This is a genomic window from Streptomyces sp. GESEQ-35 (assembly GCF_017948485.1).
Lineage (GTDB): Bacteria > Actinomycetota > Actinomycetes > Streptomycetales > Streptomycetaceae > Streptomyces.
In genome coordinates, this window is record NZ_JAFFSX010000034.1 from 98997 (window position 1) to 121159 (window position 22163).

General features: G+C 70.2%; 20 protein-coding genes. 10 read left to right on the top strand and 10 right to left on the bottom strand.

The genetic code is table 11. The features are described 5' to 3' along the window. Nucleotides 1-159 precede the first annotated feature (159 nt). Nucleotides 160-753 carry a M23 family metallopeptidase gene (locus KCH87_RS42845; protein WP_210593358.1) on the top strand — a complete coding sequence of 198 codons (594 nt, stop codon included), beginning with the start codon at nt 160-162 and terminating at the stop codon, nt 751-753. A 7-nt stretch (nt 754-760) separates the two neighbouring features. On the opposite strand, the gene KCH87_RS42850 is transcribed toward KCH87_RS42845, so the two are convergent. Continuing rightward, the gene (locus KCH87_RS42850) at nt 761-1357 is read right to left on the bottom strand and encodes a TetR/AcrR family transcriptional regulator (protein WP_210593359.1); all 597 of its coding nucleotides are present in this window, start codon (nt 1355-1357) and stop codon (nt 761-763) included. A gap of 121 nt (nt 1358-1478) precedes the next feature. Here KCH87_RS42850 and KCH87_RS42855 point away from each other — a divergent pair, with 121 nt between their 5' ends. The 3 genes from KCH87_RS42855 (at nt 1479) to KCH87_RS42865 (ending at nt 4062) form a co-directional block, all read left to right on the top strand. Next, complete coding sequence (locus tag KCH87_RS42855; RefSeq protein WP_210593360.1) at nt 1479-3050, top strand: MDR family MFS transporter; 1572 nt, start codon at nt 1479-1481, stop codon at nt 3048-3050. Nucleotides 3051-3125: 75 nt separating this feature from the next. Then, complete coding sequence (locus KCH87_RS42860; protein ID WP_247197651.1) at nt 3126-3557, top strand: helix-turn-helix transcriptional regulator; 432 nt, start codon at nt 3126-3128, stop codon at nt 3555-3557. A 58-nt stretch (nt 3558-3615) separates the two neighbouring features. After that, nucleotides 3616-4062 carry a VOC family protein gene (locus KCH87_RS42865; protein WP_210593399.1) on the top strand — a complete coding sequence of 149 codons (447 nt, stop codon included), beginning with the start codon at nt 3616-3618 and terminating at the stop codon, nt 4060-4062. A 9-nt stretch (nt 4063-4071) separates the two neighbouring features. Here the strand turns inward: KCH87_RS42865 and cseC are convergent, their stop codons facing one another. The 5 genes from cseC to KCH87_RS42890 all read right to left on the bottom strand — a co-directional run bounded on the left by cseC (nt 4072) and on the right by KCH87_RS42890 (nt 8705). Further along, nucleotides 4072-5415 (bottom strand): two-component system sensor histidine kinase CseC, encoded by a 1344-nt coding sequence (gene cseC, locus KCH87_RS42870; protein ID WP_210593361.1) that lies wholly within the window; start codon nt 5413-5415, stop codon nt 4072-4074. 8 nt (nt 5416-5423) lie between these two features. After that, nucleotides 5424-6128 carry a two-component system response regulator CseB gene (gene cseB, locus KCH87_RS42875; protein WP_210593362.1) on the bottom strand — a complete coding sequence of 235 codons (705 nt, stop codon included), beginning with the start codon at nt 6126-6128 and terminating at the stop codon, nt 5424-5426. Nucleotides 6129-6240: 112 nt separating this feature from the next. Next, nucleotides 6241-6918 (bottom strand): hypothetical protein, encoded by a 678-nt coding sequence (locus KCH87_RS42880; RefSeq protein ID WP_210593363.1) that lies wholly within the window; start codon nt 6916-6918, stop codon nt 6241-6243. Next, nucleotides 6906-7463, bottom strand: coding sequence for a SigE family RNA polymerase sigma factor (locus KCH87_RS42885; RefSeq protein WP_210593364.1), 558 nt, complete (start codon nt 7461-7463; stop codon nt 6906-6908). Before KCH87_RS42885 ends, KCH87_RS42880 begins: the two co-directional genes overlap by 13 nt. A 306-nt stretch (nt 7464-7769) precedes the next feature. After that, nucleotides 7770-8705: an A/G-specific adenine glycosylase gene (locus tag KCH87_RS42890; protein ID WP_210593365.1), complete on the bottom strand. Its 936-nt coding sequence runs from the start codon at nt 8703-8705 to the stop codon at nt 7770-7772. 196 nt (nt 8706-8901) lie between these two features. Here KCH87_RS42890 and KCH87_RS42895 point away from each other — a divergent pair, with 196 nt between their 5' ends. Further along, on the top strand, nt 8902-9723 hold the full coding sequence (locus KCH87_RS42895) for a hypothetical protein (RefSeq protein WP_210593366.1): 822 nt from the start codon (nt 8902-8904) through the stop codon (nt 9721-9723). Between the two features lie 122 nt (nt 9724-9845). Here KCH87_RS42895 and disA read toward each other — a convergent pair whose 3' ends face one another. Continuing rightward, a complete protein-coding gene (gene disA / locus KCH87_RS42900; RefSeq protein WP_210593367.1) occupies nt 9846-10970 on the bottom strand; it encodes a DNA integrity scanning diadenylate cyclase DisA in 1125 nt (374 codons plus the stop codon). A gap of 82 nt (nt 10971-11052) precedes the next feature. Beyond that, nucleotides 11053-12462 (bottom strand): DNA repair protein RadA, encoded by a 1410-nt coding sequence (gene radA, locus KCH87_RS42905; RefSeq protein WP_210593368.1) that lies wholly within the window; start codon nt 12460-12462, stop codon nt 11053-11055. 218 nt (nt 12463-12680) lie between these two features. Here radA and KCH87_RS42910 point away from each other — a divergent pair, with 218 nt between their 5' ends. Further along, nucleotides 12681-14417 (top strand): sigma-70 family RNA polymerase sigma factor, encoded by a 1737-nt coding sequence (locus KCH87_RS42910; protein ID WP_210593369.1) that lies wholly within the window; start codon nt 12681-12683, stop codon nt 14415-14417. Nucleotides 14418-14460: 43 nt separating this feature from the next. Here the strand turns inward: KCH87_RS42910 and KCH87_RS42915 are convergent, their stop codons facing one another. After that, complete coding sequence (locus KCH87_RS42915) at nt 14461-15318, bottom strand: hypothetical protein (RefSeq protein ID WP_210593370.1); 858 nt, start codon at nt 15316-15318, stop codon at nt 14461-14463. An 83-nt stretch (nt 15319-15401) separates the two neighbouring features. On the opposite strand from KCH87_RS42915, the gene KCH87_RS42920 reads away from it, so the two are divergent. From KCH87_RS42920 to ilvD, 4 genes are all read left to right on the top strand, one after another. Then, on the top strand, nt 15402-16418 hold the full coding sequence (locus KCH87_RS42920) for a Ppx/GppA phosphatase family protein (protein WP_247197653.1): 1017 nt from the start codon (nt 15402-15404) through the stop codon (nt 16416-16418). Nucleotides 16419-16461: 43 nt separating this feature from the next. After that, entirely contained in the window at nt 16462-17286 is an 825-nt protein-coding gene (locus KCH87_RS42925) for a sugar phosphate isomerase/epimerase (protein WP_210593371.1), read from the top strand. After that, nucleotides 17283-17897 carry a TetR family transcriptional regulator gene (locus tag KCH87_RS42930; protein WP_210593372.1) on the top strand — a complete coding sequence of 205 codons (615 nt, stop codon included), beginning with the start codon at nt 17283-17285 and terminating at the stop codon, nt 17895-17897. Before KCH87_RS42925 ends, KCH87_RS42930 begins: the two co-directional genes overlap by 4 nt. Before the next feature lie 137 nt (nt 17898-18034). After that, nucleotides 18035-19888, top strand: a complete 1854-nt coding sequence (gene ilvD / locus KCH87_RS42935; protein WP_210593373.1) for a dihydroxy-acid dehydratase — start codon at nt 18035-18037, stop codon at nt 19886-19888. Between the two features lie 62 nt (nt 19889-19950). On the opposite strand, the gene KCH87_RS42940 is transcribed toward ilvD, so the two are convergent. Further along, nucleotides 19951-22047, bottom strand: coding sequence for a serine/threonine-protein kinase (locus KCH87_RS42940; RefSeq protein WP_210593374.1), 2097 nt, complete (start codon nt 22045-22047; stop codon nt 19951-19953). Nucleotides 22048-22163: the final 116 nt, after the last annotated feature.

Below are 22163 nucleotides of genomic sequence, written 5' to 3' on the forward strand. Positions count from 1 at the left end.
GCTCTGTCAAGAACCGGGAAGTTTTGTACTGAAGTACTAGATTCCGTCGTAGATCAGGGGTTTGGGGGTCTCTGGGCGATGGGGGTACCAAGGGGTGGTCCATCCGGCGGCTGCCTGTGCGCCGGGTGGTTTTCTGTCCCCGTCCCCCGTGAGGTTCTGATGTTCAAGCGCGTCTCCGCTCGCTCTTCCCGTACGTCCCTGCTCCGCACCCGTGGGGCCGTCATGGCTGCCGCCGTGGGTGCCTCGGTCGTGCTGGGGGCAGGAGTCGCGACCGCCGCGCAGGGCACTGTCGCTGCCAAGTCGGCCGCGCCCACCGTCGCCGCGAAGAAGGCCGCTTCCTGGGTCGACCCGGTGAAGAAGTACACGCTCTCCGCGAGCTTCGCCCAGGCCGGCGGCATGTGGCAGTCCACGCACTCCGGGCAGGACTTCGCCGTGCCGAGCGGCACCAAGGTCCTGGCCGCGCACGGCGGCACCGTCGTCAAGGCCGGCTCCAACGGCGCCGGTGACGGCCCCGCGTACGGCAACGCCATCGTCATCAAGCACGGCAACGGCAGCTACTCCCAGTACGCCCACCTGTCGAAGATCAACGTGAAGGTCGGCCAGGTCGTCAAGACCGGCCAGCGGATAGCCCTGTCCGGCAACACCGGTAACTCCAGCGGCCCGCACCTGCACTTCGAGATCCGTACGACCGCGAACTACGGCTCCGCCATCGACCCGGTCGCCTTCCTGCGCACCAAGGGCGTGACCGTCTGAGACGGAGCTACGACTTCCGGGTGCCGGTGTGCGCCTGGGTCACCAGATCGATCGCGACCTCGAGGACGGCCTTGCGCTTGTCCTCGGGGTCGCCTTCGAGTTCCCGCAGGACGAACATCCCGGCGTGCATCGTGAACAGCGCGCTGATGCAGCGGACCTGGTCGACCAGCTCGGCGTCCGGGTCTATGACGATGTCGCGCATGCCCATCATGCGGCTCTTGAACATCTCGCCGATGCTCAGTTCCCGCACGGTCGCCTGGTTCTCCTGCATGAACTGGAACAGCGGCGACGCCTCGGACAGCGCCTGGCTGTAGCGCCGTACGATCTCCTGCTTCGTCTCCAGCGTGTGCGGCTGCTGCCTGCCCCACTCGATCAGGTCCTCGATCGGCTTCGTCAGGTCCTCGAAGAGGCTGACGATGATCTCTTCCTTGGTCTTGAAGTGGTAGTAGAGCGCCGCTTTCGTGACGCCGAGGCGCTCGGCGATCTCTCGTAGCGAGGTCTTCTCGTAGCCCTGCTCGGCGAAGAGTTCGAGGGCCACGTCCTGGATGCGCTGGCGGGTGTCCCCGCGGCGCCGCTGCTTGGTGCCGTCCATGGTGCCGCCCATCCTCGTACTCTTCGGCTTTCCAGAAAACTTACTTGACGCCCGGCTAGTTACGCATTTACCTTCCCAGTGTAGACAACTAGCCGGGCGGCAAGTAAGTAGCTGAGCTGGGGGAGTGGGAAAGATGGCAGGGGCAGGGACGGAGACGGCGGCGAAGCAGCCAAAGAGTGTGCGGGTCGTGCTGCTCGCACTGATGATCACCATGATGCTCGCGATGCTCGACAACATGATCGTGGGCACGGCGATGCCGACGATCGTCGGAGAGCTGGGCGGGCTCGAGCACCTCTCGTGGGTCGTGACCGCGTACACGCTGGCGACCGCCGCCTCCACCCCGCTGTGGGGCAAGCTCGGCGACATGTACGGGCGCAAGGGCGTCTTCATGAGCTCGATCGTGCTCTTCCTGATCGGGTCGGCGCTGAGTGGCATGGCCCAGGACATGGGGCAGCTGATCGGCTTCCGGGCCGTCCAGGGCCTTGGCGCCGGTGGGCTCATGGTCGGCGTCATGGCGATCATCGGTGACCTCATCCCGCCCCGCGAGCGGGGCAAGTACCAGGGCATGATGGCCGGCGTCATGGCGCTCGCGATGATCGGCGGACCGCTGGTCGGCGGCACCATCACGGACAACTGGGGCTGGCGCTGGTCCTTCTACATCAACCTGCCGCTGGGCATCGTCGCGCTGCTCGCCATCAGCGCCGTACTGCACCTGCCGAAGAAGCGGGCGCAGGCGCGCATCGACTATCTGGGCGCCGGACTGCTGACCGTCGGCATCACGGCGATCGTGCTGGTCACCACCTGGGGCGGCACGGAGTACGCCTGGACGTCCGCGATGATCATGGAGCTGATCGGCATCGGTGTGGCCGCGCTCGTCGGGTTCGTGTTCTGGCAGACCAAGGCCGCCGAGCCGGTCGTGCCGCTGCACATCTTCCGCAGCCGCAACTTCACGCTGATGTCGGTCATCGGCTTCATCGTCGGGTTCGTGATGTTCGGCGCCACCCTGTTCCTGCCGCTGTACCAGCAGTCCGTGCAGGGCGCGTCCGCGACCAACTCCGGGCTGCTGCTCCTGCCGATGCTCGGCGCGATGCTGGTGACGTCGATGATCGCGGGTCGGGTGACCACCAACACCGGGCGGTACAAGGTCTTCCCGGTCGTCGGCAGCGCGCTGATGGTCGTCGGGTTGTATCTGCTGTCGGCGATGGACACGGACACCAGCCGGCTCACGTCCGGTGTGTACATGGCCGTGGTCGGTCTCGGCATGGGCTGCCTGATGCAGATCACCATGCTGGTCGCGCAGAACAGCGTGGAGATGAAGGACATGGGCGTCGCGTCCTCGTCCACCACCCTCTTCCGCACCCTCGGCTCCTCCTTCGGCGTCGCGATCATGGGTGCGCTGTTCAACCACCGGGTGCAGGACGTCATGGCCGAGCGGGCCGGCGCGCTGGGCTCGAAGGTGACCGAGCAGTCCGCCCAGCTGGACGCGGCGAGCCTGGCGAAGCTGCCGGACGCGGCGCGGGAGGCGTACCAGCACGCGGTGTCGGAGGGCACTCACTCGGCGTTCCTGCTGGGAGCCGTGGTCGCCGTGGTCGCGCTGGTCGCGGCGGTGTTCGTCAAGGAGGTGCCGCTGAAGGGGGCGGGGCCGAAGGAAGACGCCGACGGCGACGGCACGGCGCCGAAGGTGCAGGTGGCCGAGACGGTCTGAACGGGCGGGGAGCGAACGGCCTCCGGGGTCCACACCCCGGGGGCCGTTGTCAGTGCCGCGTGCCACCATCGGGCCATGGACAAGATGCGGCCGCTGCGCCTGGCCAAGGACGCCATGGACCGCGACTGGGCCGAGCCCTCCCTCGACCTGGACGCGGTGGCCGCCCATGCCGGGTACTCCCGCTATCACTTCATACGGGCCTTCAAGGCGGCGTACGGCGAGACGCCCGGCCAGTATCTGTCGCATCGGCGCATCGAGCGGGCCGAGGATCTGCTGCGCACCGCGAACCTGACGGTCACGGAGATCTGCAACCTCGTCGGCTTCAGCAGTCTGGGCACGTTCTCGACCCGGTTCAAGGCGTTGACCGGCCTGACCCCCAGCGAGTACCGGGCGAAGCACGTGGGGCGCGGCACCGCCCTCATACCGGGGTGCTACGTCATGCACTGGGCCGGCGGCTACAGATCGGCTCCCGCCGGATCACAGCGCAATTCTGGAGAAGCGGACTGACTTCGCCGCCGCCTACGGTGACATGGCAAGCACGAACGGCAGCCGACAGGAGCACGCCATGATCAAGGGCCTCGCCATCTCGACCGTCTGGGTCCTCGACCAGGACCGCGCCAGGGAGTTCTACACCGAGAAGCTGGGCCTCGAGGTCCGAACGGACATGGTGATGGGCGAGGGCGGCATGCGCTGGCTCACCGTCGGCTCCCCGAACCAGCCCGACTTCGAGCTCACGCTGATGGTGCCGGACGGGCCGGGGATGGACCCCGAGTCCGCCGAGATGATCAGGACGCTGGTGGCCAAGGGGGTGCTGGGCGCGGGGGTGCTGACCACCGACGACATCCAGGGTGACTACCAGAAGCTCAAGGACCGCGGCGTGGAGTTCCTCCAGGAGCCGCAGGAGCGCCCGTACGGCACGGAGGCGCTGTTCCGCGACGACTCCGGGAACTGGTTCTCCTTCACACAGCCCCGCGCGGGCGGACTCGACACGGACAAGGACTGGGCCTGCTGAGCCGGAGCCCTACGGCATCATCGGATAGCTCCCCGTGGCCGTCGGCGCGTGCTCCGGCAACCACAGCACAGCCACTGCACCCTCCGCAGGGACATGCTCCGGCGCGCCCGCCGGGCGGACATTGCGGAAGGTCAGGCGGGCGCCCATCACACGGGCCTGACCGGCGGCGATGGTCAGACCGAGGCCGTGGCCGCGGCCGGCGCGGTCGCTGCTGCCCGTGCGGAAGCGGCTCGGCCCCTCGGCGAGGAGCTTCTCGGGGAAGCCGGGGCCATGGTCGCGGACCCGGACGACCCGCCCCTCGACGGTGACCTCGATGGGCGGCTTGCCGTGCCGGGCGGCGTTGGCGAGCAGGTTGAACAGCACGCGCTCCAAGCGCCGGGGGTCGGTGGTGACCTCCGACTCGTGGACCACGCGCACCTCGACGTCCGGGTCCTTCGCCGCCACCCGTCGGGTGACGAACTCGCCCAGCATGATGTCCTGGAGCTCGGCCCGCTCCGAGGCACCGTCGAGCCGGGCCACCTCCAGGACGTCCTCCACCAGGGTGCGCATGGCCTTCGCCCGGTCGAGGACCAGCTCGGTCGGCCGGCCCGGCGGCAGCAGTTCGGCCGCCGTCAGCAGCCCCGTCACCGGCGTGCGCAGCTCGTGCGCGATGTCGGCGGTGACCCGGCGCTCGGCATCGAGCCGTTTCTGTAGTGCGTCCGTCATGGCGTCCACCGCGCGGGCCAGGTCGTCGGTCTCGTCCCGTACGACACCGCCGATGGCGTCCCGCACCCGTACGTCCGTCTCGCCCTTGGCGACCTGGTTCGCCGCGGCCGCCGCCTTGCGCAGCCTGCGCGACAGCTGCCCGCCGATGAGCACACCGAGCGCGCTGCCGCCGAGGACGACCGCGATCGAGCCGATGACAAGGGCCTGGTCGAGGTCCTTGAGGATGTCGGTGCTGCGGTCGGTGAACCCGGTGTGCAGGGACAGCACATGCCCGTCCGTGACGGGTACGGCGGCCCAGATGTCCGGCACACCGCCCTTGTCGTCGGTCACATAGGTGGCCCGGCGGCCCTGCTCGACCTTCGCCCGCAGCTCGGGCGGCAGGTTCGGGTCGTCGATCTCCACGTTCGGGAAGTTCAGCCGGCTGGACAGCTCGTAGTTGCGCTGGGCGATCAGGATCCGCTCGTCGGCCAGGTCGCGCGCGTTGTCCAGCATCGAGACCCGGGCCGCGTTGTGCACGACCAGGCTCAGCGTGATCGCCACCAGCGCGCCGACGAACGCGATCGCCACGCTCAGCTTCCACCGCACGCCCGTACGAATGCCCGTGCGCGCCCACCGCGCCGGGACCAGGCGCCCCACGATCCCCCGCATACCCCTGCTCAGGCCTTCAACTTGTAGCCGAAGCCACGGACCGTCTCGATACGGTCCTGGCCGATCTTCGTACGCAGCCGCTGCACATGGACGTCGACCACGCGCGTGTCACCGCCCCAGCCGTAGTCCCACACCCGCTCCAGGAGCTTGTCCCGCGACAGCACCGTGCCCGGCGCCGACGAGAACTCGAGAAGCAGCCGCATTTCCGTGGGTGTCAGCGCGACCGGCTGCCCGCCCTTGCGCACCTCCATGCCCTCGGTGTCGATCTCCAGCTCGCCGAAGGTCAGCACCCCGCCGGCCGACGTGGACGCGGGCTCCTCCGACTGCCCGCCGCCGCCCGCGTGCCCGAAGCGGCGCAGCACCGCCCGGATCCGCGCGACCAGCACAGCGCCGTCGAACGGCTTGGTCACATAGTCGTCCGCGCCCGCCTCCAGGCCCAGCACGACGTCGATCGAGTCGGCACGTGCCGACAGCATGATCACCGGCACCGTCGACTCGTCCCGGATACGGCGGCACAGGCTGACGCCGTCCAGGCCGGGGACCATGACGTCGAGGAGCGCGATGTCGGGGCGGTTCGCCCGGAAGGCCTCCAGGCCGGACAGCCCGTCGGGCATCGCGGTGACCACGAAGCCGTCCCGCTCCAGGGCGAGCTGGGTGGCCTCGCGGATGACGTCGTCGTCCTCGACGAACAGGACGTGGGTCTGGTCTGCCATCCCGGTGCTCTCTGTCCTCGTGCGGTCTCGTGGTGCATTCAGTCAGTCGACGTAGAAATCGTGCGGGCGGTTCACTGGAGGATCGTTCCCGGCCGCCCGATCGGTTCACGCCTCAGCTGGCCTCGGGTGCCACGGTCGGATCCTCCCCGACGACACTGCTGTAGTCGTTGCGCGTGCGGTACTTCTCGGTGAAGCGGCCCGACGCGGACCATCGGTATGTGATCACATACTCGCCGGACGGACTCGACACCGGGTCGCCCTTCTCGTACACCTGCTTGGTCACCACCAGGTCGCCGCGGTCGATCTCGGCGTAGACCGGCGGTTCCTCGACCTTGAACACGTTCTCGTACCGCCCGTGCTCCTCGCGGTACACATAGGAGCCGACACCGACCGCGTCACCGCAGGTCAGTACGTTGACGACGACATCGTTCGCGGATCCTCCGGTCAGGTCGCCGTACGACACGTCGACCGGGTACTCGTCGCCGACGCAGGGCTTCAGCTCGCGCTTGACCTCGGCCGCGATGCTCGGGTCGTCCTGCACCAGCTTGACGCCGTCCACGCGGGCCGGTGTGGCGGACGGGGAGGCGGGCGGCGACATGCTCGCGGGCGCGACCGAGTCGGAGTGCGCCGGGCCCTCGTCACGGGCGCCGGTGCCGCCGGTGCCGCAGCCGGACGCGAAAAGGGCGAGGGCGGCGAGCACGGCCACCGCCGTGAACGCCGCCTGCAATGTGCCTCGACCTGGTGTGGGCCCAGGGCCCACGTCGGGATCCGCGTCGGTCAAGCCGCGCACCGCTCCTGCTCCTCACGCTCCAGCGCGCGTGCGTCCAGATCGCGGCGCTCCAGCTCCTCGCGGAGCCGGGCGAGCGCCCGGTGCAGCGTGCTCTTGACCGTTCCGGCCGACATACCGAGGGCGGCGGCCGTCTCCTCCGTGGACATCTGCTCCCAGTGTCGCAGCACCACGACGCTGCGCTGCTTGGGAGCCAGCACCTTCATGACATCCATCAGCAGGGCGCGGTCCGCGTGCTGCTCGGTGGCGTCGTCGACACAGGCGTCCGGGAGCTGCTCGGTCGGCACTTCCTCCAGCTTGCGCGCCCGCCACCACTCGGTCCGGGTGTTGATCATCACGCGCCGCAGATAGGCGTCCGCGAGCCGCTTGTCCGCTATGCCGTCCCAGCGGCCGTACGTCCGTACCAGCGCGGTCTGGAGCAGGTCCTGTGCGTCGACAGGGTCCGGGACCAGTCGGCGGGCGCTGCGCAGCAGCGCGTCCTGCCGGGTGCGGACGTACTCCTCGAACTCGAGCACCTCTGCCACTGCGCCCACCTCGCACTGCTCCATGATCAACCGCCTCCCGATCCCCGTACCCGGCCCGCTTGAACGCCGGTGTCCACTGCCTGTGGTCTGTAGCCGTCGCGCCCCCGTCGGGCACTGAAATGAAGCTACGGAGGGGTTGTCACGGGGCTGTCCGAAGCAGCCTGCGGCCAGCGCTCGGCTGTCCGTCGGTTGTGTAACAGAGGTAGGGCGGGAGTAAAGGTGCAGATGAGATGGGGCGGGTATGGGGTGATTTGGGGTCGGGTGGGGCTGGGGTTTCGCTGTGAGGTGTTGTGACGTGGCTGTCCGTCGGCCGACGAACCTGTGGATACGTCAGCTCAGCGGCAGCCGGTACAGCCCCTCCGCCAGCGGTTCCACCAACCCGTCCGCGACCAGGCCGTCGAGAGCGCGGGCGCGCTGCACCGGCTCGTGCCACACGCGGTCGAGGACGGCCTGCGGAACGGGCGCGTGGGCCTCGCGCAGTACGGCGAGGAGCTTGCCGCGGACCTGGCGGTCGGTGCCGGCGTACGTCTGCCCGCGGCGCGGCGGCCCCTCGTGCTCGGGCTTGCCCGCGAGCTGCCAGGCGCACTGGGCGGAGATGGGGCAGCGGTGGCAGGTCTCGTTCCTGGCGGTGCACACGAGCGCGCCGAGTTCCATGGAGGCGGCGGCCCAGCGGGCTGCGGTGCGCTCGTCCTCGGGCAGCAGCGCACGGGCGAGCTTGCGTTCGGCGGCGGTGGTGGCGTTCGGCGGGTACTGGACGCCGGTGACCGCGCGGGCGAAGACCCGGCGGACGTTGGTGTCGAGGACGGCATGCCGCTGGCCGTACGCGAAGGAGGCGACCGCGGCGGCCGTGTACTCGCCGATGCCGGGCAGGGCCAGGAGCTGGGTGTGGTCGGTCGGTACGTCGCCGCCGTGCCGTTCCGTTATGGCGACGGCGGCGCCGTGCAGCCGCAGGGCGCGGCGCGGGTAGCCGAGCCGGCCCCAGGCGCGGACGGCCTCGCCCGGCGCCTCCTTCGCGAGGTCGGCGGGGCGCGGCCAGCGGGCCAGCCACTGTTCGTAGACGGGCAGGACGCGGTTCACCGGCGTCTGCTGAAGCATGAACTCGCTGACCATCACCCCCCACGGTCCGGCTTCCGGGCGCCGCCACGGGAGATCGCGGGCGTGCTCGTCGAACCAGGCGATGACGGGGGAGTGCAGGGGTGCACCGACGAGAGGGTCGGCGGCGGAGTCGGCGCTGTGCGGGGGCTGGGGCATCGTGGGCGCAGTCATGGCCTTCCGATCCTGCCACGGGAGGACGGGGGCTCGGGTGTTCCGCCACCCGCAGAGCGGGGGGAGTTCATGAACCCGGTATCTGACGAAAGTCGGGGATGAGACGGTCGTTTCCGGGATGATGATCCGGAAAAGTTGTGGCCCCGGGCGGCGGGTGGGGGCAGCGTCGGTGCCGATCTCTCGTACAGTTTGCGCCGTGGGATCTCTGCGCAATCCGGTCGGGCCGCTTCCCTCCTCCATCTACTGGCGTCGGAGGGTCGTCATTGTGTCTGTGGTCGCCCTGTTGGCGCTGCTGATCACATGGATCGTCACCATGGGCGGCGGCAGCAAGAACGGCGCCGACGGCGGCAACGGCGACGGAAGTCCCACGCCGTCCACCATCACGCCCGGACCGTCCGGCTCCGGTCCCGCGATCAGCCAGGCCCCGGGCGGACGCGACGAGACGGGAGACGGGGACTCCAACGGGTCCTCCTCCGGCTCGGGTTCGGGGTCCGGGGACACGGGTGGAACCTCCGACGGCGCCAACGGCGACGACGGGTCCGCGGGTGGCGGGTCCGAGGGTGGTGCCGGCAGCGGTGGCGGTACGGGGGACACGCTCCCGGCCGGGTCCACGCTGCCCAACTGCACCACCGGGGCGGTCAAGTTGAGCCTGCGCAGCCTGCACAACGCGTACGGGCTGGGGCAGACGCCGAGCCTTGAGCTGACCGCGACGAACTCCTCCGGGGGTGACTGCAAGGTCGATCTCGGGCCGCAGGGCACGGTGTTGACGATCACTCAGGCGGGCAGCGACGAGGACTTCTGGTCGTCCGAGGACTGTCCGAAGACGTCCGGGAGCCTGCTGTACCGGGTGCCGGCCGGCAGCAGCGTCACGTACACCGTGGAGTGGGACCGGAAGGCCAGCGCGCCGGAGTGCGGGACGCCTTCGGCGGGGTCGGCGGCGGCGGGGACGTATCTGGTGGAGGCGGTGGCGCCGGGGTTCGCGAAGGTGCAGACGTCGTTCGTGCTGGAGAAGGACTAGGCGCTCTGTGAGGTGCCGGACGCTCTGAGGGGTGCCTGGGTAGGTCGTTGAGCGGCTGCGGGTCCGTTGTGGCTGGTCGCGCAGTTCCCCGCGCCCCTTAGGGACGCTGCCGATCGCTGCGTCTAGACGTACCGCTCCAGGATCGAGCTCTCCGCCAGTCGCGACAGTCCCTCTCGCACGCTGCGTGCCCTCGCCTCGCCCACTCCGTCCACCGTCTGGAGGTCGTCCACGCTCGCGGCGAGCAGTTTCTGGAGGCCGCCGAAGTGTTCCACCAGGCGGTCGATGATGGCGCCGGGAAGGCGCGGCACCTTCGCGAGCAGGCGGAAGCCGCGCGGGGACACCGCCGAGTCGAGCGCTTCTGGTGATCCGGTGTAGCCCAACGCCCTTGCCACCGTCACGAGTTCGAGGAGTTCGGCGTGGGTGAGGGCGTCCAGTTCGGAGAGGGCTTCCTCGACCGTACGGGAGCGTTTCGCGGTGGGCTCGGGGACGTAGTCCCGGACGACCAGCTCACGCTCGGGCTCCACGCCGGCGATCAGCTCGTCCAGCTGGAGGGCCAGGAGCCGCCCGTCGGTGCCCAGTTCGACCACATACTCGGCGATTTCGGTGGCGATGCGGCGCACCATCTCCAGTCGCTGCGCGACCGCGGAGACGTCCCGGACCGTCACCAGGTCCTCGATCTCCAGCGCTGACAACGTTCCCGCGACCTCGTCCAGGCGGAGCTTGTACCGCTCCAGGGTCGCCAGGGCCTGGTTCGCGCGGGACAGGATCGCCGCCGAGTCCTCCAGGACGCGGCGCTGCCCGTCGACGTAGAGCGCGATCAGCCGCATGGACTGGGAGACGGAGACGACGGGGAAGCCGACCTGCTTGCTGACCCGGTCCGCGGTGCGGTGCCGGGTGCCGGTCTCTTCCGTCGGGATCGTCGCGTCGGGCAAGAACTGCACGCCCGCCCGCAGGATCTTCGACAGGTCGGAGGTGAGCACGATGCCGCCGTCGAGCTTGCACAGCTCGCGCAGCCGCGTGGCCGTGAACTCGACGTCCAGGACGAATCCACCCGTGCACATCGCCTCGACGGTCTTGTCGAAGCCGAGCACGATGAGACCGCCGGTGTTGCCGCGGAGCACGCGCTCCAGGCCGTCGCGCAGCGCCGTGCCGGGTGCCACGGCGCTCAGTGAGGCGCGCATCAGGCCATCGGCACCGGAACTCCCGCCGGACTTTCCGGGAGCTGCCGCCCGGTCGTTGGCTGCCACTGCACTCCTCCGGTCGCAGGTACTTCTGGCGCTCCCGTTTCGCACACTCGGTTCGTACGCACGGGCGAGACCAGGGCAAAGTCTACCGGCGGTCCTCCTCGTCCCGTGGGGCCTCTCGGCGACGCGAGCGCGGAAGGACCCTGAGGGCGTCTCCTATGTCGGCCACTTCCAGCACCTTCATACCGGCAGGGATCTTGCCGGGATCGCCCGGCACGAGCGCGTGCGTGAAGCCCAGACGGTGGGCTTCGGAGAGCCTGCGCTGCACGCCCGTGACCCGTCTGACCTCGCCCGCGAGGCCCACTTCGCCGATCGCGACGAGGTTCTTGGGCAACGGGGTGTCGGTCGCGGCCGATGCCAGGGCGAGGGCGACGGCCAGATCCGCGGCGGGCTCGGAGAGCTTCACGCCGCCGACCGTCGCGGAGTAGATATCCCGTTTGCCCAACGCGCTGATTCTGCCCCGCTGCTCCAGGACGGCCAGCATCATCGAGACGCGGGAGGTCTCCAGGCCGGATGTCGTACGGCGGGGGGAGGGGATCTGGGAGTCGACGGTCAGGGCCTGGACTTCGGCGACCAGGGGGCGGCGGCCCTCCAGCGTGACGGTCAGACAGGTGCCGGGCACCGGCTCGGCCCGGCGGGTCAGGAACAGGCCGCTCGGGTCGGCCAGGCCCGTGATGCCCTCGTCGTGCAGCTCGAAGCAGCCGACCTCGTCCGTGGTGCCGTAGCGGTTCTTGACGCCTCGTACGAGCCTGAGGCGCGCGTGCCGGTCGCCCTCGAAGCTCAGGACGACGTCCACGAGGTGTTCGAGGAGCCGGGGTCCCGCGATCGCGCCGTCCTTGGTGACATGGCCCACCAGGAGTGTGGACATCCCGCGCTCCTTGGACACACGGATCAGCGCCCCGGCCACCTCCCGCACCTGTGCCATGCCGCCGGGTGCGCCGTCGATCTCCGGGGAGGCCACCGTCTGCACGGAGTCGAGGATCAGCAGGGACGGCTTCACCGCGTCCAAGTGGCCGAGTACGGCGGCCAGATCGGTCTCGGCGGCGAGGTAGAGGTTGTCGTCGAGGGCCTTGATGCGGTCGGCGCGCAGCCGGACCTGGCTCGCCGACTCCTCGCCCGTCACATAAAGGGTGCGGTGCTCGTCGTTCGCCGCCTTGGCCGCGACGTCGAGAAGGAGTGTCGACTTGCCGACGCCGGGCTCGCCCGCGAGGAGGACCACGGCTCCGGGGACCAGGCCGCCGCCGAGCACCCGGTCCAGCTCGGGTACGCCGGTGGAGCGGGCGGTGGCCTGACGTCCGTCGACCTGGCCGATGGGCAGCGCGGAGGTGGTGACACGCCCCGGCGTCGTCGTACGGACCGCGGGCGCGCCGTACTCCTCGATCGTCCCCCACGCCTGGCACTCGGGGCACCGGCCGAGCCACTTCGCCGTCTGCCAGCCGCATTCCGTGCAGCGGTAGGACGGACGGTCCTTCGTGGATTTCGTACGGGCAGCCATGGACGGAACCGTAACGGGCCCCACTGACAACGCGGGCACTGCGCCGTCCACCCCTCGACCGCGACATCGGGCAACTCGCAATGAAACGGGCACGACCACCCCGAACCGGTCATGGAATCCGGCGCTCCTGTCCCCGATTGAGGGATCGTTTCACCCGTATGGATTAAAAGTGCTCAAGGGGCAGGAAGCCGCCAACGCCCGCCGCCTACGGTCCACGGGTGATGAGCAGCAGTTCGGAGACCTCGACCCGCACCACCGGCGCACACAGGTCGCACCGGGAGGCGCGAGACCGTGCTGCCGCGCGCACGCTGGCGCAGCGGCCGCCCGCGCGCTACGAGCCCTACCTGGACGGCCTGTTCACCTACTGCCTGTCCGTGCTGTGCGACCACGACGCGGCGACCGCCGCCCTCGGGGACGTCCTCGCGCTGGCCGAGCGGCGTGGCCGGCACGGGCCGGACGCGGCCGGCGACCGCAGGGCCTGGCTGTACGCGCTGGCCCGCTGGGCGTGCCTGCGCAAGCTGGCCGAAGCCAAGCAGAAACGTCAGGCCACCCACGCGGCGGGCCGGCACACCACCGACCGGCGCCGCACCGCGGAGTCTCCCGCGCCGCCCGTCTCCGACGAGGTCCAGGAGCAGCGGCGGCGTGAACTCGCCCTGCTCGCCTGGCCGGAGGCCGCTGGCACCACCCCGGAACAGCGCGAGGCGCTCGAACTCGCCGTGCGCCACCATCTCGCCGCGCACGAGGTCGCCGCCGTCCTCGGCCTGGACCTGGCCACCGCCCGCGAACTGCTCGCCTCCGCCGCCTGCGAGGTGGAACGCACGCGTGCCGCCCTCGCCGTCGTGGAGACCGGCGGCTGCCCGGGCGTCGCCCGGCTCACCGGCGACAACCAGCTGGTGCTCAGCGCCGCCGTGCGCCGCGAGCTGGTGCGGCACGTCGACGACTGTCCGCGCTGCCGCCGTACCGCCGAGCGCGCGATCCCCGGCCGCTGGCCCGGCGCGAACGCCACCACCGCCGAACTGCCCGTCCTTCAGGCGCCCCGCGCGGCCCTGCACATCGCCATGGCGCACGGCCCGCGCGCACGGGCCGCCGCTCCCCGCTTCGACCGGCGCGGTTTCCCGATGGACCCCAAGGACCGTGCGGCCCGCAGGGACCGGCTACGCGCGCGTGCCCTCACGACAACCGTGGTCGCCACCGTCGTCGCCGCGCCCGTGCTCGCGCTGTGGGCCGCCTACCGGGGTACGCCGGTCGCCGAGGGTCAGGAGGGCAGCCCGGCCAGTGCGAGCGAGGCGTACGGCCCAGGCAGCCTGGACGGCGAGGCGGCGAGCGGGGGCTACGAGAACGCCGGGAACGCCGACATCAAGCCCGGCACCCGCTTCGGCCAGGGAAGCAGGCCCGACGTCTCGGTGGAGGTCATCAGCGTCACCGGCGCCGCCACCAAGGGCGCGGCACACCTCGCGGTGACGGCCGACAACAGCGGCGACACCACGCTCCTCACCCTCACCGCGACCGGCTCCGCGCCCGTCCACTGGTCCGCGACCACGGGCGCCTCCTGGCTCTATCCGAGCCAGTCCTCGGGAACGCTCGAACCCGGCGAGTCGTTGACGATCAAGGTGCACGTCGACCATCTGCGCGAGCCGTCCGGGTACTGGAGCGCGCGCATGGCGATCTCACCCGTCGGCGCCGTCGTCTCCATCGAGGGCTACGGCACCGCGCCCACCCCGTCCCACCCGGGACCCGGGCCAGTCACTCCCAGCGACCCGCCCCCGTCGACGTCCGATCCGAGCCCGCCCCCGACCGACCCGTCGCCCACCGAGCCCATGCCGAGCGACCCGCCCCCGTCCTCCGCCGACCCGAGCCCGACCCCCAGTGAGCCGTCGCCGTCCGACCCGGGGGATCCAGGGGACTCGTCGCCACCACCGAGCGACAGCGGCGACCCGAGCCCCACAACGTCCTGAAGATCAATCCACCAGCAGGTCAACCCGTGGGATCCGCGGCCGATCAGTCCACCGGGTCCGCCGGATGCGGCGCCAGCAACGGCAGCTGCGAGGCCAGCCGTTCCTCGCACAGCTCGACCAGCCGGTCGTACCCCGCCTTGCCCATCAGCTCGGTCAGCTCCGGCCGGTACGACACGTACACCGGATCGCCCGCACCGTGCGCCGACGTCGCCGACGTGCACCACCAGTGCAGGTCATGGCCGCCAGGACCCCAGCCCCGGCGGTCGTACTCACCGATGGACACCTGGAGCACGCGCGTGTCGTCGGGCCGGTCGATCCACTCGTACGTCCGCCGGACCGGCAGCTGCCAGCACACGTCGGGCTTGGTCTCCAGCGGCTCCCGGCCCTCCTTCACGGCGAGGATGTGCAGCGAGCAGCCCGCGCCGCCCGCGAAACCGGGCCGGTTCTGGAAGATGCACGAGCCCTGGTACGGGCGGGTCTGCCGGTCGCCGTCGTCGTCGACCGAGACCCAGCCGGTCTGCGTCCCCACGTCGTGGTTCTGCCAGACATCCGGAGTGAGCCTCGCCACATGCCCGGCGACCCGTTTCTCGTCGTCCTCGTCGGAGAAGTGCGCGCCCAGTGTGCAGCACCCGTCGTCCGCGCGGCCCGCCTGGATGCCCTGGCAGCCGCTGCCGAAGATGCAGTTCCACCGAGAGGTCAGCCATGTCAGATCGCAGCGGAAGACCTGTTCGTCGTCCGCCGGATCAGGAAATTCCACCCACGCGCGCGCGAAGTCGAGGCCCTGCTCATCGCTCACCTGCGGGGCCGTCGGCGGCTTGGCCGTCTTCGCCTGCGAAGAACCCTTGCCGGATTTGGCCTTCTTGGCCGACTTCTCGTCCTTCGCCTTTTTCGTCTTTGGCACGAGACCAGGGTAAGTCGCCCGGAACCGGTTCCGGGACCGCGCGGGTGACGGCCGAGGTCTTCGCTGGCAGTAGCGTTCTGTACATGAGACTCGGTGTCCTCGACGTGGGATCCAACACGGTGCATCTCCTGGTGGTGGATGCGCACCCGGGCGCGCGCCCCCTGCCCGCGCACTCGCACAAGGCGGAACTGCGCCTTGCCCAACTGCTCGACGACGACGGAGCGATCGGCCCCGACGGCGTCGACCGGCTGATCGGCGTCGTCCGCGAGGCGCTCCAGGCCGCCGAGGACAAAGGCGTCGAGGACCTGCTGCCGTTCGCGACCTCCGCCGTGCGCGAGGCCAGCAACGCCGATGACGTCCTCGCGCGCGTGCACGCCGAGACCGGCGTCGAGCTCCAGGTCCTCACCGGCGCCGAAGAGGCCCGTCTCACCTTCCTCGCCGTCCGCCGCTGGTTCGGCTGGTCGGCGGGGAAGCTGCTGGTCCTGGACATCGGCGGCGGCTCCCTGGAGATCGCGTACGGCATCGACGAGGAGCCCGACGCCGCTGTCTCCCTGCCTCTCGGCGCGGGCCGCCTCACCGCCGGCTGGCTCCCCGGCGACCCGCCCGACCCGGAGGCGATAAGGACCCTGCGCCGCCATGTCCGGGCCCAGATCGCCCGCACCGTGGGCGAGTTCACCCGCTTCGGCCGCCCCGACCACGTGGTCGCCACCTCGAAGACCTTCAAGCAACTGGCCCGCATCGCCGGCGCCGCCCGCTCCACCGAGGGCCTCTACGTCCAGCGCGACCTCAAGCGCGAGTCCCTGGAGGCCTGGGTCCCCCAGCTGGCAGGCATGACGGCAGCCCAGCGAGCGGAACTCCCGGGAGTGTCGGAGGGCCGGTCCGGCCAGCTGCTGGCGGGTGCCATGGTGGCCGAGGGCGCGATGGACCTGTTCGGCGTCGAGACGCTGGAAATCTGCCCGTGGGCCCTGAGGGAGGGTGTGATCCTGCGGCGACTTGACCACATGGGTTCCGACAGCGCCCCGCCAGGGGCGCGGGGAACTGCGCGACCAGCCACGAACAACCTGCAGCCGCCCATGGTGGATCTGGACCACCGCGAATAGGCACCCGGCCCAACCGCCGGAAGGCACCCCGTACCCTGTCTCCGTGGCAAACCCAGTCGTACGGATCCCGGACGCGAAGGTCGCCCTCTCGACGGCCTCCGTCTACCCGGAGTCGACGGCGACGGCCTTCGAGATCGCCGCACGCCTCGGGTACGACGGCGTCGAGGTGATGGTGTGGACCGACCCGGTCAGCCAGGACATCGAGGCCCTGCGCCGGCTCTCGGACTACCACCGGATCCCGGTCCTGGCCGTCCACGCCCCCTGTCTGCTCATCACGCAGCGCGTGTGGTCCACCGACCCCTGGATCAAGCTCCAGCGCGCCCAGGCGGCGGCGGAGAAGCTGGACGCGAGCACGGTCGTCGTACACCCCCCGTTCCGCTGGCAGCGCCAGTACGCCCGCGACTTCGTCACCGGGATCTGGCGCATGGCCAATGAGACGGACGTGCGGTTCGCAGTGGAGAACATGTACCCCTGGCGCTACCGCGACCGCGAGATGCTCGCGTACGCCCCCGACTGGGACGTCACCAAGGAGGACTACCGCCACTTCACGATCGACCTCAGCCATACGGCGACGGCCCGCACGGACGCGATCCAGATGATCGACCGGATGGGAGACCGTCTCGGCCACGTCCACCTCGCGGACGGCAAGGGGTCGGCGAAGGACGAGCACCTGGTTCCCGGCCGCGGCACTCAACCCTGCGCCGAGCTGCTGGAACGGCTCGCGCTGACCGGCTTCGACGGCCACGTCGTCATCGAGGTCAACACCCGGCGCGCGATGTCCAGCGCCGAACGCGAGGCCGACCTCGCGGAGGCGCTCGCCTTCACGCGCCTCCACCTGGCGTCGGCGGTGCAGGTGCCCCGGCGATGACCGACGCGACCGCCCGGAAGCGCGGCAGACCCCGTCGTACGGAATCCGCCGACACCCGCGACCTGATCCTGAACGCGGCCCGCGAGGAGTTCTCCGAGCGGGGGTACGAGAAGACGTCGGTCCGCGCCATCGCCAAGGCGGCCGGCGTGGACTCCGCGCTGGTCCACCACTACTTCGGCACCAAGGAGCAGGTCTTCGCGGCGGCCGTCGAGGTCGCCTTCGCGCCCGCCCTGAAGATCCGGGACGCGGTCCTCGAAGGCCCTCTCGACGACGTCGGCGAGCGCATGACCCGCATGATCTTCGGGCTCTGGGAGAACCCGGTCACCCGGACCCCGCTGCTCGCGATCATCCGGTCGGCGGTGAACAACGACACCGCGGCAGCCGTCTTCCGCCGGCTCATCTCCACGCAGCTGCTGCGCCGTATCGCCGGGGAGATCGACGCCCCGGACGCGGAGCTGCGCGCCGAGCTCGCGGCCGCGCAGCTGGTGGGGATCGCCATGCTCCGGTACGTGATCAAGGTGGAGCCGATCGCTTCGGCGGACCCGGAGGAGATCATCGCGCGGGTGGCGCCGGTGGTGCAGGGACACCTCACGCACTCCGTGAATCCCTGAGTCCACTACCCGCTGTCCCTGAGACGCGCATCCCGCATTCCGGACACGGGGTCCGGCTGTCAGTGCCCCGGCGTACGCTCGAAGCAGTCAAAACTCTCGGCAGAACTCTCCAGAACTCTTCGAAGGAGCGAGCGACGATGCCCGAGCTGAGGTCCCGCACAGTCACCCACGGTCGCAACATGGCGGGCGCCCGCGCCCTTATGCGCGCCTCCGGTGTACCCGGTGCGGACATCGGCCGCAAGCCGATCATCGCGGTCGCCAACAGCTTCACGGAGTTCGTGCCGGGGCACACACACCTCCAGCCGGTCGGCCGGATCGTCAGCGAGGCGATCGTCGAGGCGGGCGGCATCCCGCGCGAGTTCAACACGATCGCCGTGGACGACGGCATCGCGATGGGCCACGGCGGCATGCTGTACTCCCTTCCCTCCCGCGACCTCATCGCGGACTCGGTCGAGTACATGGTCGAGGCCCACTGCGCCGACGCCCTGATCTGCATCTCCAACTGCGACAAGATCACCCCGGGCATGCTCAACGCCGCCCTGCGGCTGAACATCCCCACGGTCTTCGTCTCCGGCGGCCCGATGGAGTCCGGCCGCGCCACGCTGGTCGACGGCACGGTCCGTACGCTCGACCTGGTCGACGCGATCTCCGACGCCGTGAACGACAAGATCTCGGACGAGGACATCCTCCGTATCGAGGAGAACGCCTGTCCGACCTGTGGCTCCTGCTCCGGCATGTTCACGGCCAACTCCATGAACTGCCTCACGGAGGCGATCGGCCTCAGCCTGCCCGGCAACGGCTCGGTCCTGGCCACGCACACGGCCCGCAAGCGGCTGTACGTCGATGCCGCCCGCACGGTCATGGACATCACCCGGCGCTACTACGACCAGGACGACGAGACGGTCCTGCCGCGCAACGTCGCCACCTTCGCCGCCTTCGAGAACGCGATGGCGCTGGACATCGCGATGGGCGGCTCGACCAACACGATCCTGCACCTGCTGGCGGCGGCCCAGGAGGCGGGCGTTCCGTTCGGCCTCAACGAGATCAACGAGGTCTCGCGCAAGGTCCCCTGCCTCGCCAAGGTCGCTCCGAACGTCGCCAAGGACCGCACGTACTACATGGAGGACGTGCACCGCGCCGGCGGCATCCCCGCCCTCCTCGGCGAACTGCACCGCGCGGGCCTGCTGAACGAGGACGTGCACTCCGTCCACAGCCCGTCCCTGGCGGACTGGCTGAAGACATGGGACGTCCGCGCCGGCTCCCCGTCGCCCGAGGCCGTGGAACTGTGGCACGCGGCCCCCGGCTGCGTCCGCTCCGCCGAGGCCTTCTCCCAGTCCGAGCGCTGGGCGGCCCTGGACGAGGACGCCGAGGGCGGCTGCATCCGCTCCGCCGAGCACGCGTACTCCAAGGACGGCGGCCTGGCGGTCCTCAAGGGCAACCTGGCCGTCGACGGCTGCGTGGTGAAGACGGCGGGCGTCGACGAGTCGATCTGGACCTTCGAGGGTCCGGCGGTGGTCTGCGAGTCGCAGGAGGAAGCCGTCGAGAAAATCCTCAACAAACAGGTCACCGACGGCGACGTCGTCGTCATCCGCTACGAGGGCCCCAAGGGCGGCCCCGGCATGCAGGAGATGCTCTACCCGACGTCCTTCCTCAAGGGCCGCGGCCTCGGCAAGACGTGCGCCCTGGTCACCGACGGCCGTTTCTCCGGCGGCACATCGGGCCTGTCCATCGGCCACGCGTCCCCCGAGGCCGCGTCCGGCGGCACCATCGCCCTCGTCGAGGACGGCGACCGCATCCGGATCGACATCCCGAACCGGACGATCGAACTGCTGGTGGACGACGCCGAGTTGACCCGCCGCGAGCAGGCCCTGAACGGCGTGTACGCGCCGAGGAACCGCGAGCGCAAGGTGTCGGCGGCGCTGCGGGCATACGCCGCGATGGCGACCAGCGCGGACAAGGGCGCGGTGCGGGACGTGTCGATGCTGGGCTGAGGATCTGCTTCAGGGGCCGCCTCTTCGGAGGCGGCCTTTGTCTGTCACCAGGCCGATGTCTGTCACCAGTCCGACGGGTTGCTGCCGTCCACGGCGAAGACGGTGCCGTCGGGGGCACTTGTGTACACGTGGCCGTCGATGATCACGGGCTGGTTCAGCGAGCCCGGGATTCGGTCCGACTTCGCGCCGAGCCGGGGTGATGTCTGCCCGGCGAGCGTCCCCGTGCGTGCGTCCACGGCGAGCAGCCGTCCGTCGGCGCCGGAGAAGTACACATGACCGCCTCCGGCGACGGGCGTGGAACCCCGGCTCACCGCGGTCTCGATGCGCCACAGCGACTTCCGCGCGTTCATGTCGACGGCTTCCAGGGAGCCCCCTGCGGCCATGAGGTAGACGAGGTTCCCCTGTACGGACGCCTGGGCCCCCTGGCGGGAGACGGGAAGTGTCACCCGCCGGGTCGACTTCGACTCCGGGGTGTAACGGACGACGGCCTTCGCGTCGCCGTAGACCGGGTCGCCGGAGAGGAAGAAGACGGATCCGTCGCTGCTGCCGACGGCGTCCAGCGTCCCGTTCAGCCGAACGTCCCACCGGACGTCACCCGTGGCGGGGTCCACGGCTGTGATCCGTGTGCTCGACCCGTCGTCGGAGGTCCGCGTCGCGTACGCCAGCGGGTCCCCGGGGAACGACTCGAACAGCGGGGCCTTCTGGCCAGGTATCGGCCGGCTCCACTTCTCGTCGCCCGAGGCACTGTCCACAGCCGTGACCGTGCCGTCGGCGCCGGTGAACAGGAGCATGCCCCCGGCGGACTGCATGCCGATGTGCGCGGGCGCGTCTCGCTGCCAACGCGGCTTGCCCGAAGCGGGATCGAGCGCCTCCAGGCGCCGCGACACGTCCAGCGAGGGCTGGACGAGGCCGCCGGACATGAACGGAGGGCCGTTCGTACCCAGTGAGGTGACGGAGTGTCGCCAGAGCAGGGTTCCGTCGGACGGCGCGAGGGCGTAGACCTGTCCGCCCTGCGCGCAGATCAACTTCCTTGCTCCGTAGGAGCATTGGGGGGTCTCGTCCGAGGATACCGGTTGTGCCTCCCAGGCACGGAAGGCCGCCGGTGCGGAGCGAGTGCCGCTCTCCTTCGGGGAGTTGCCTTCTCCGCCGAGCAGCTGAACCGCGACGAGCGCACCGCACGCCACCAGACCGAGCGCGCCGGCCGCGAGGACCGCTCGTCTGCGCCGACGCTTGACGGGCGGCTGCTCGGAACTATCCGCAGGCTCCGACTGCTGCTGCACCTCACCCGTGCTCGTCCGCTGCGCGGGTATGAAGGCCTGTGTGTCGTACGAGGCCGACACCGACCTCAGTTCCCGCATGAGCTCGTCCGGTGTGGGCCGGTCCTCCGGCTCCTTGGCGAGGCACCGCAGCACCAGCGGAGCAAGATCCTCCGGTACGCCGGTCAGGTCCGGCTCGTCGTGCACCACCTGGTAGGCGACGACATACGGGCTGTCGGAGTCGAAGGGCCCACGCCCCGTCGCCGCATGCACCAGCACCGACCCGAGGGCGAAGACGTCGGCGGCGGGCCCGACCTCCCGGGGCCGCCGGAACTGCTCGGGCGCCATGAACGGCGGCGTACCGATCAATTTGCCGGTCTCGGTGCGCAGTTCGCTGTCCTTTGGCCGAGAGATGCCGAAGTCGATGACCTTCGGCCCGTCCTCGGCGAGCAGTACATTGCTCGGCTTCAGATCGCGGTGCACGACGCCGACCCGATGGATGTCGCGCATCGCCTCGGCGAGCCCGGCCATCAGACGGCGCAACTGGGCCGGAGCCATGGGCCCGTTCCGCTTCACCTGATCGGACAGCGTCGGGCCCGGAATGAACAGCGTGGCCATCCACGGCCGTTCAGCCTCCGGATCGGCATCCACAACGGACGCCGTGAACGCACCGCTTACTCTTCGCGCCGCGGCCACCTCTTGCCGAAAGCGGCCCCTGAACTCGGGATCTCTCGCGAACTCGGCATGTACGACCTTCACCGCGAGCTTCATGCCCGAGGTGCTGCGGGCCAGGTGCACCACGCCCATGCCGCCGGAGCCCAGGCATGACTCCAGACGGTAGTGACCGGCGTACTCGGGAAGTTCCGCTTCCGCGCCAGCTCCGGCATTCCGCTGTGGCGCCATGGGATCACCCCCGTGCTGCTTGTCGGCGCGTGCGACGCACGGAGCCTAGTCGATGACTCGTACGAGACGGAGGAGGCTTGCTAGCCTCCGTGTGCAAGTTGCGTACATGTGTTTCA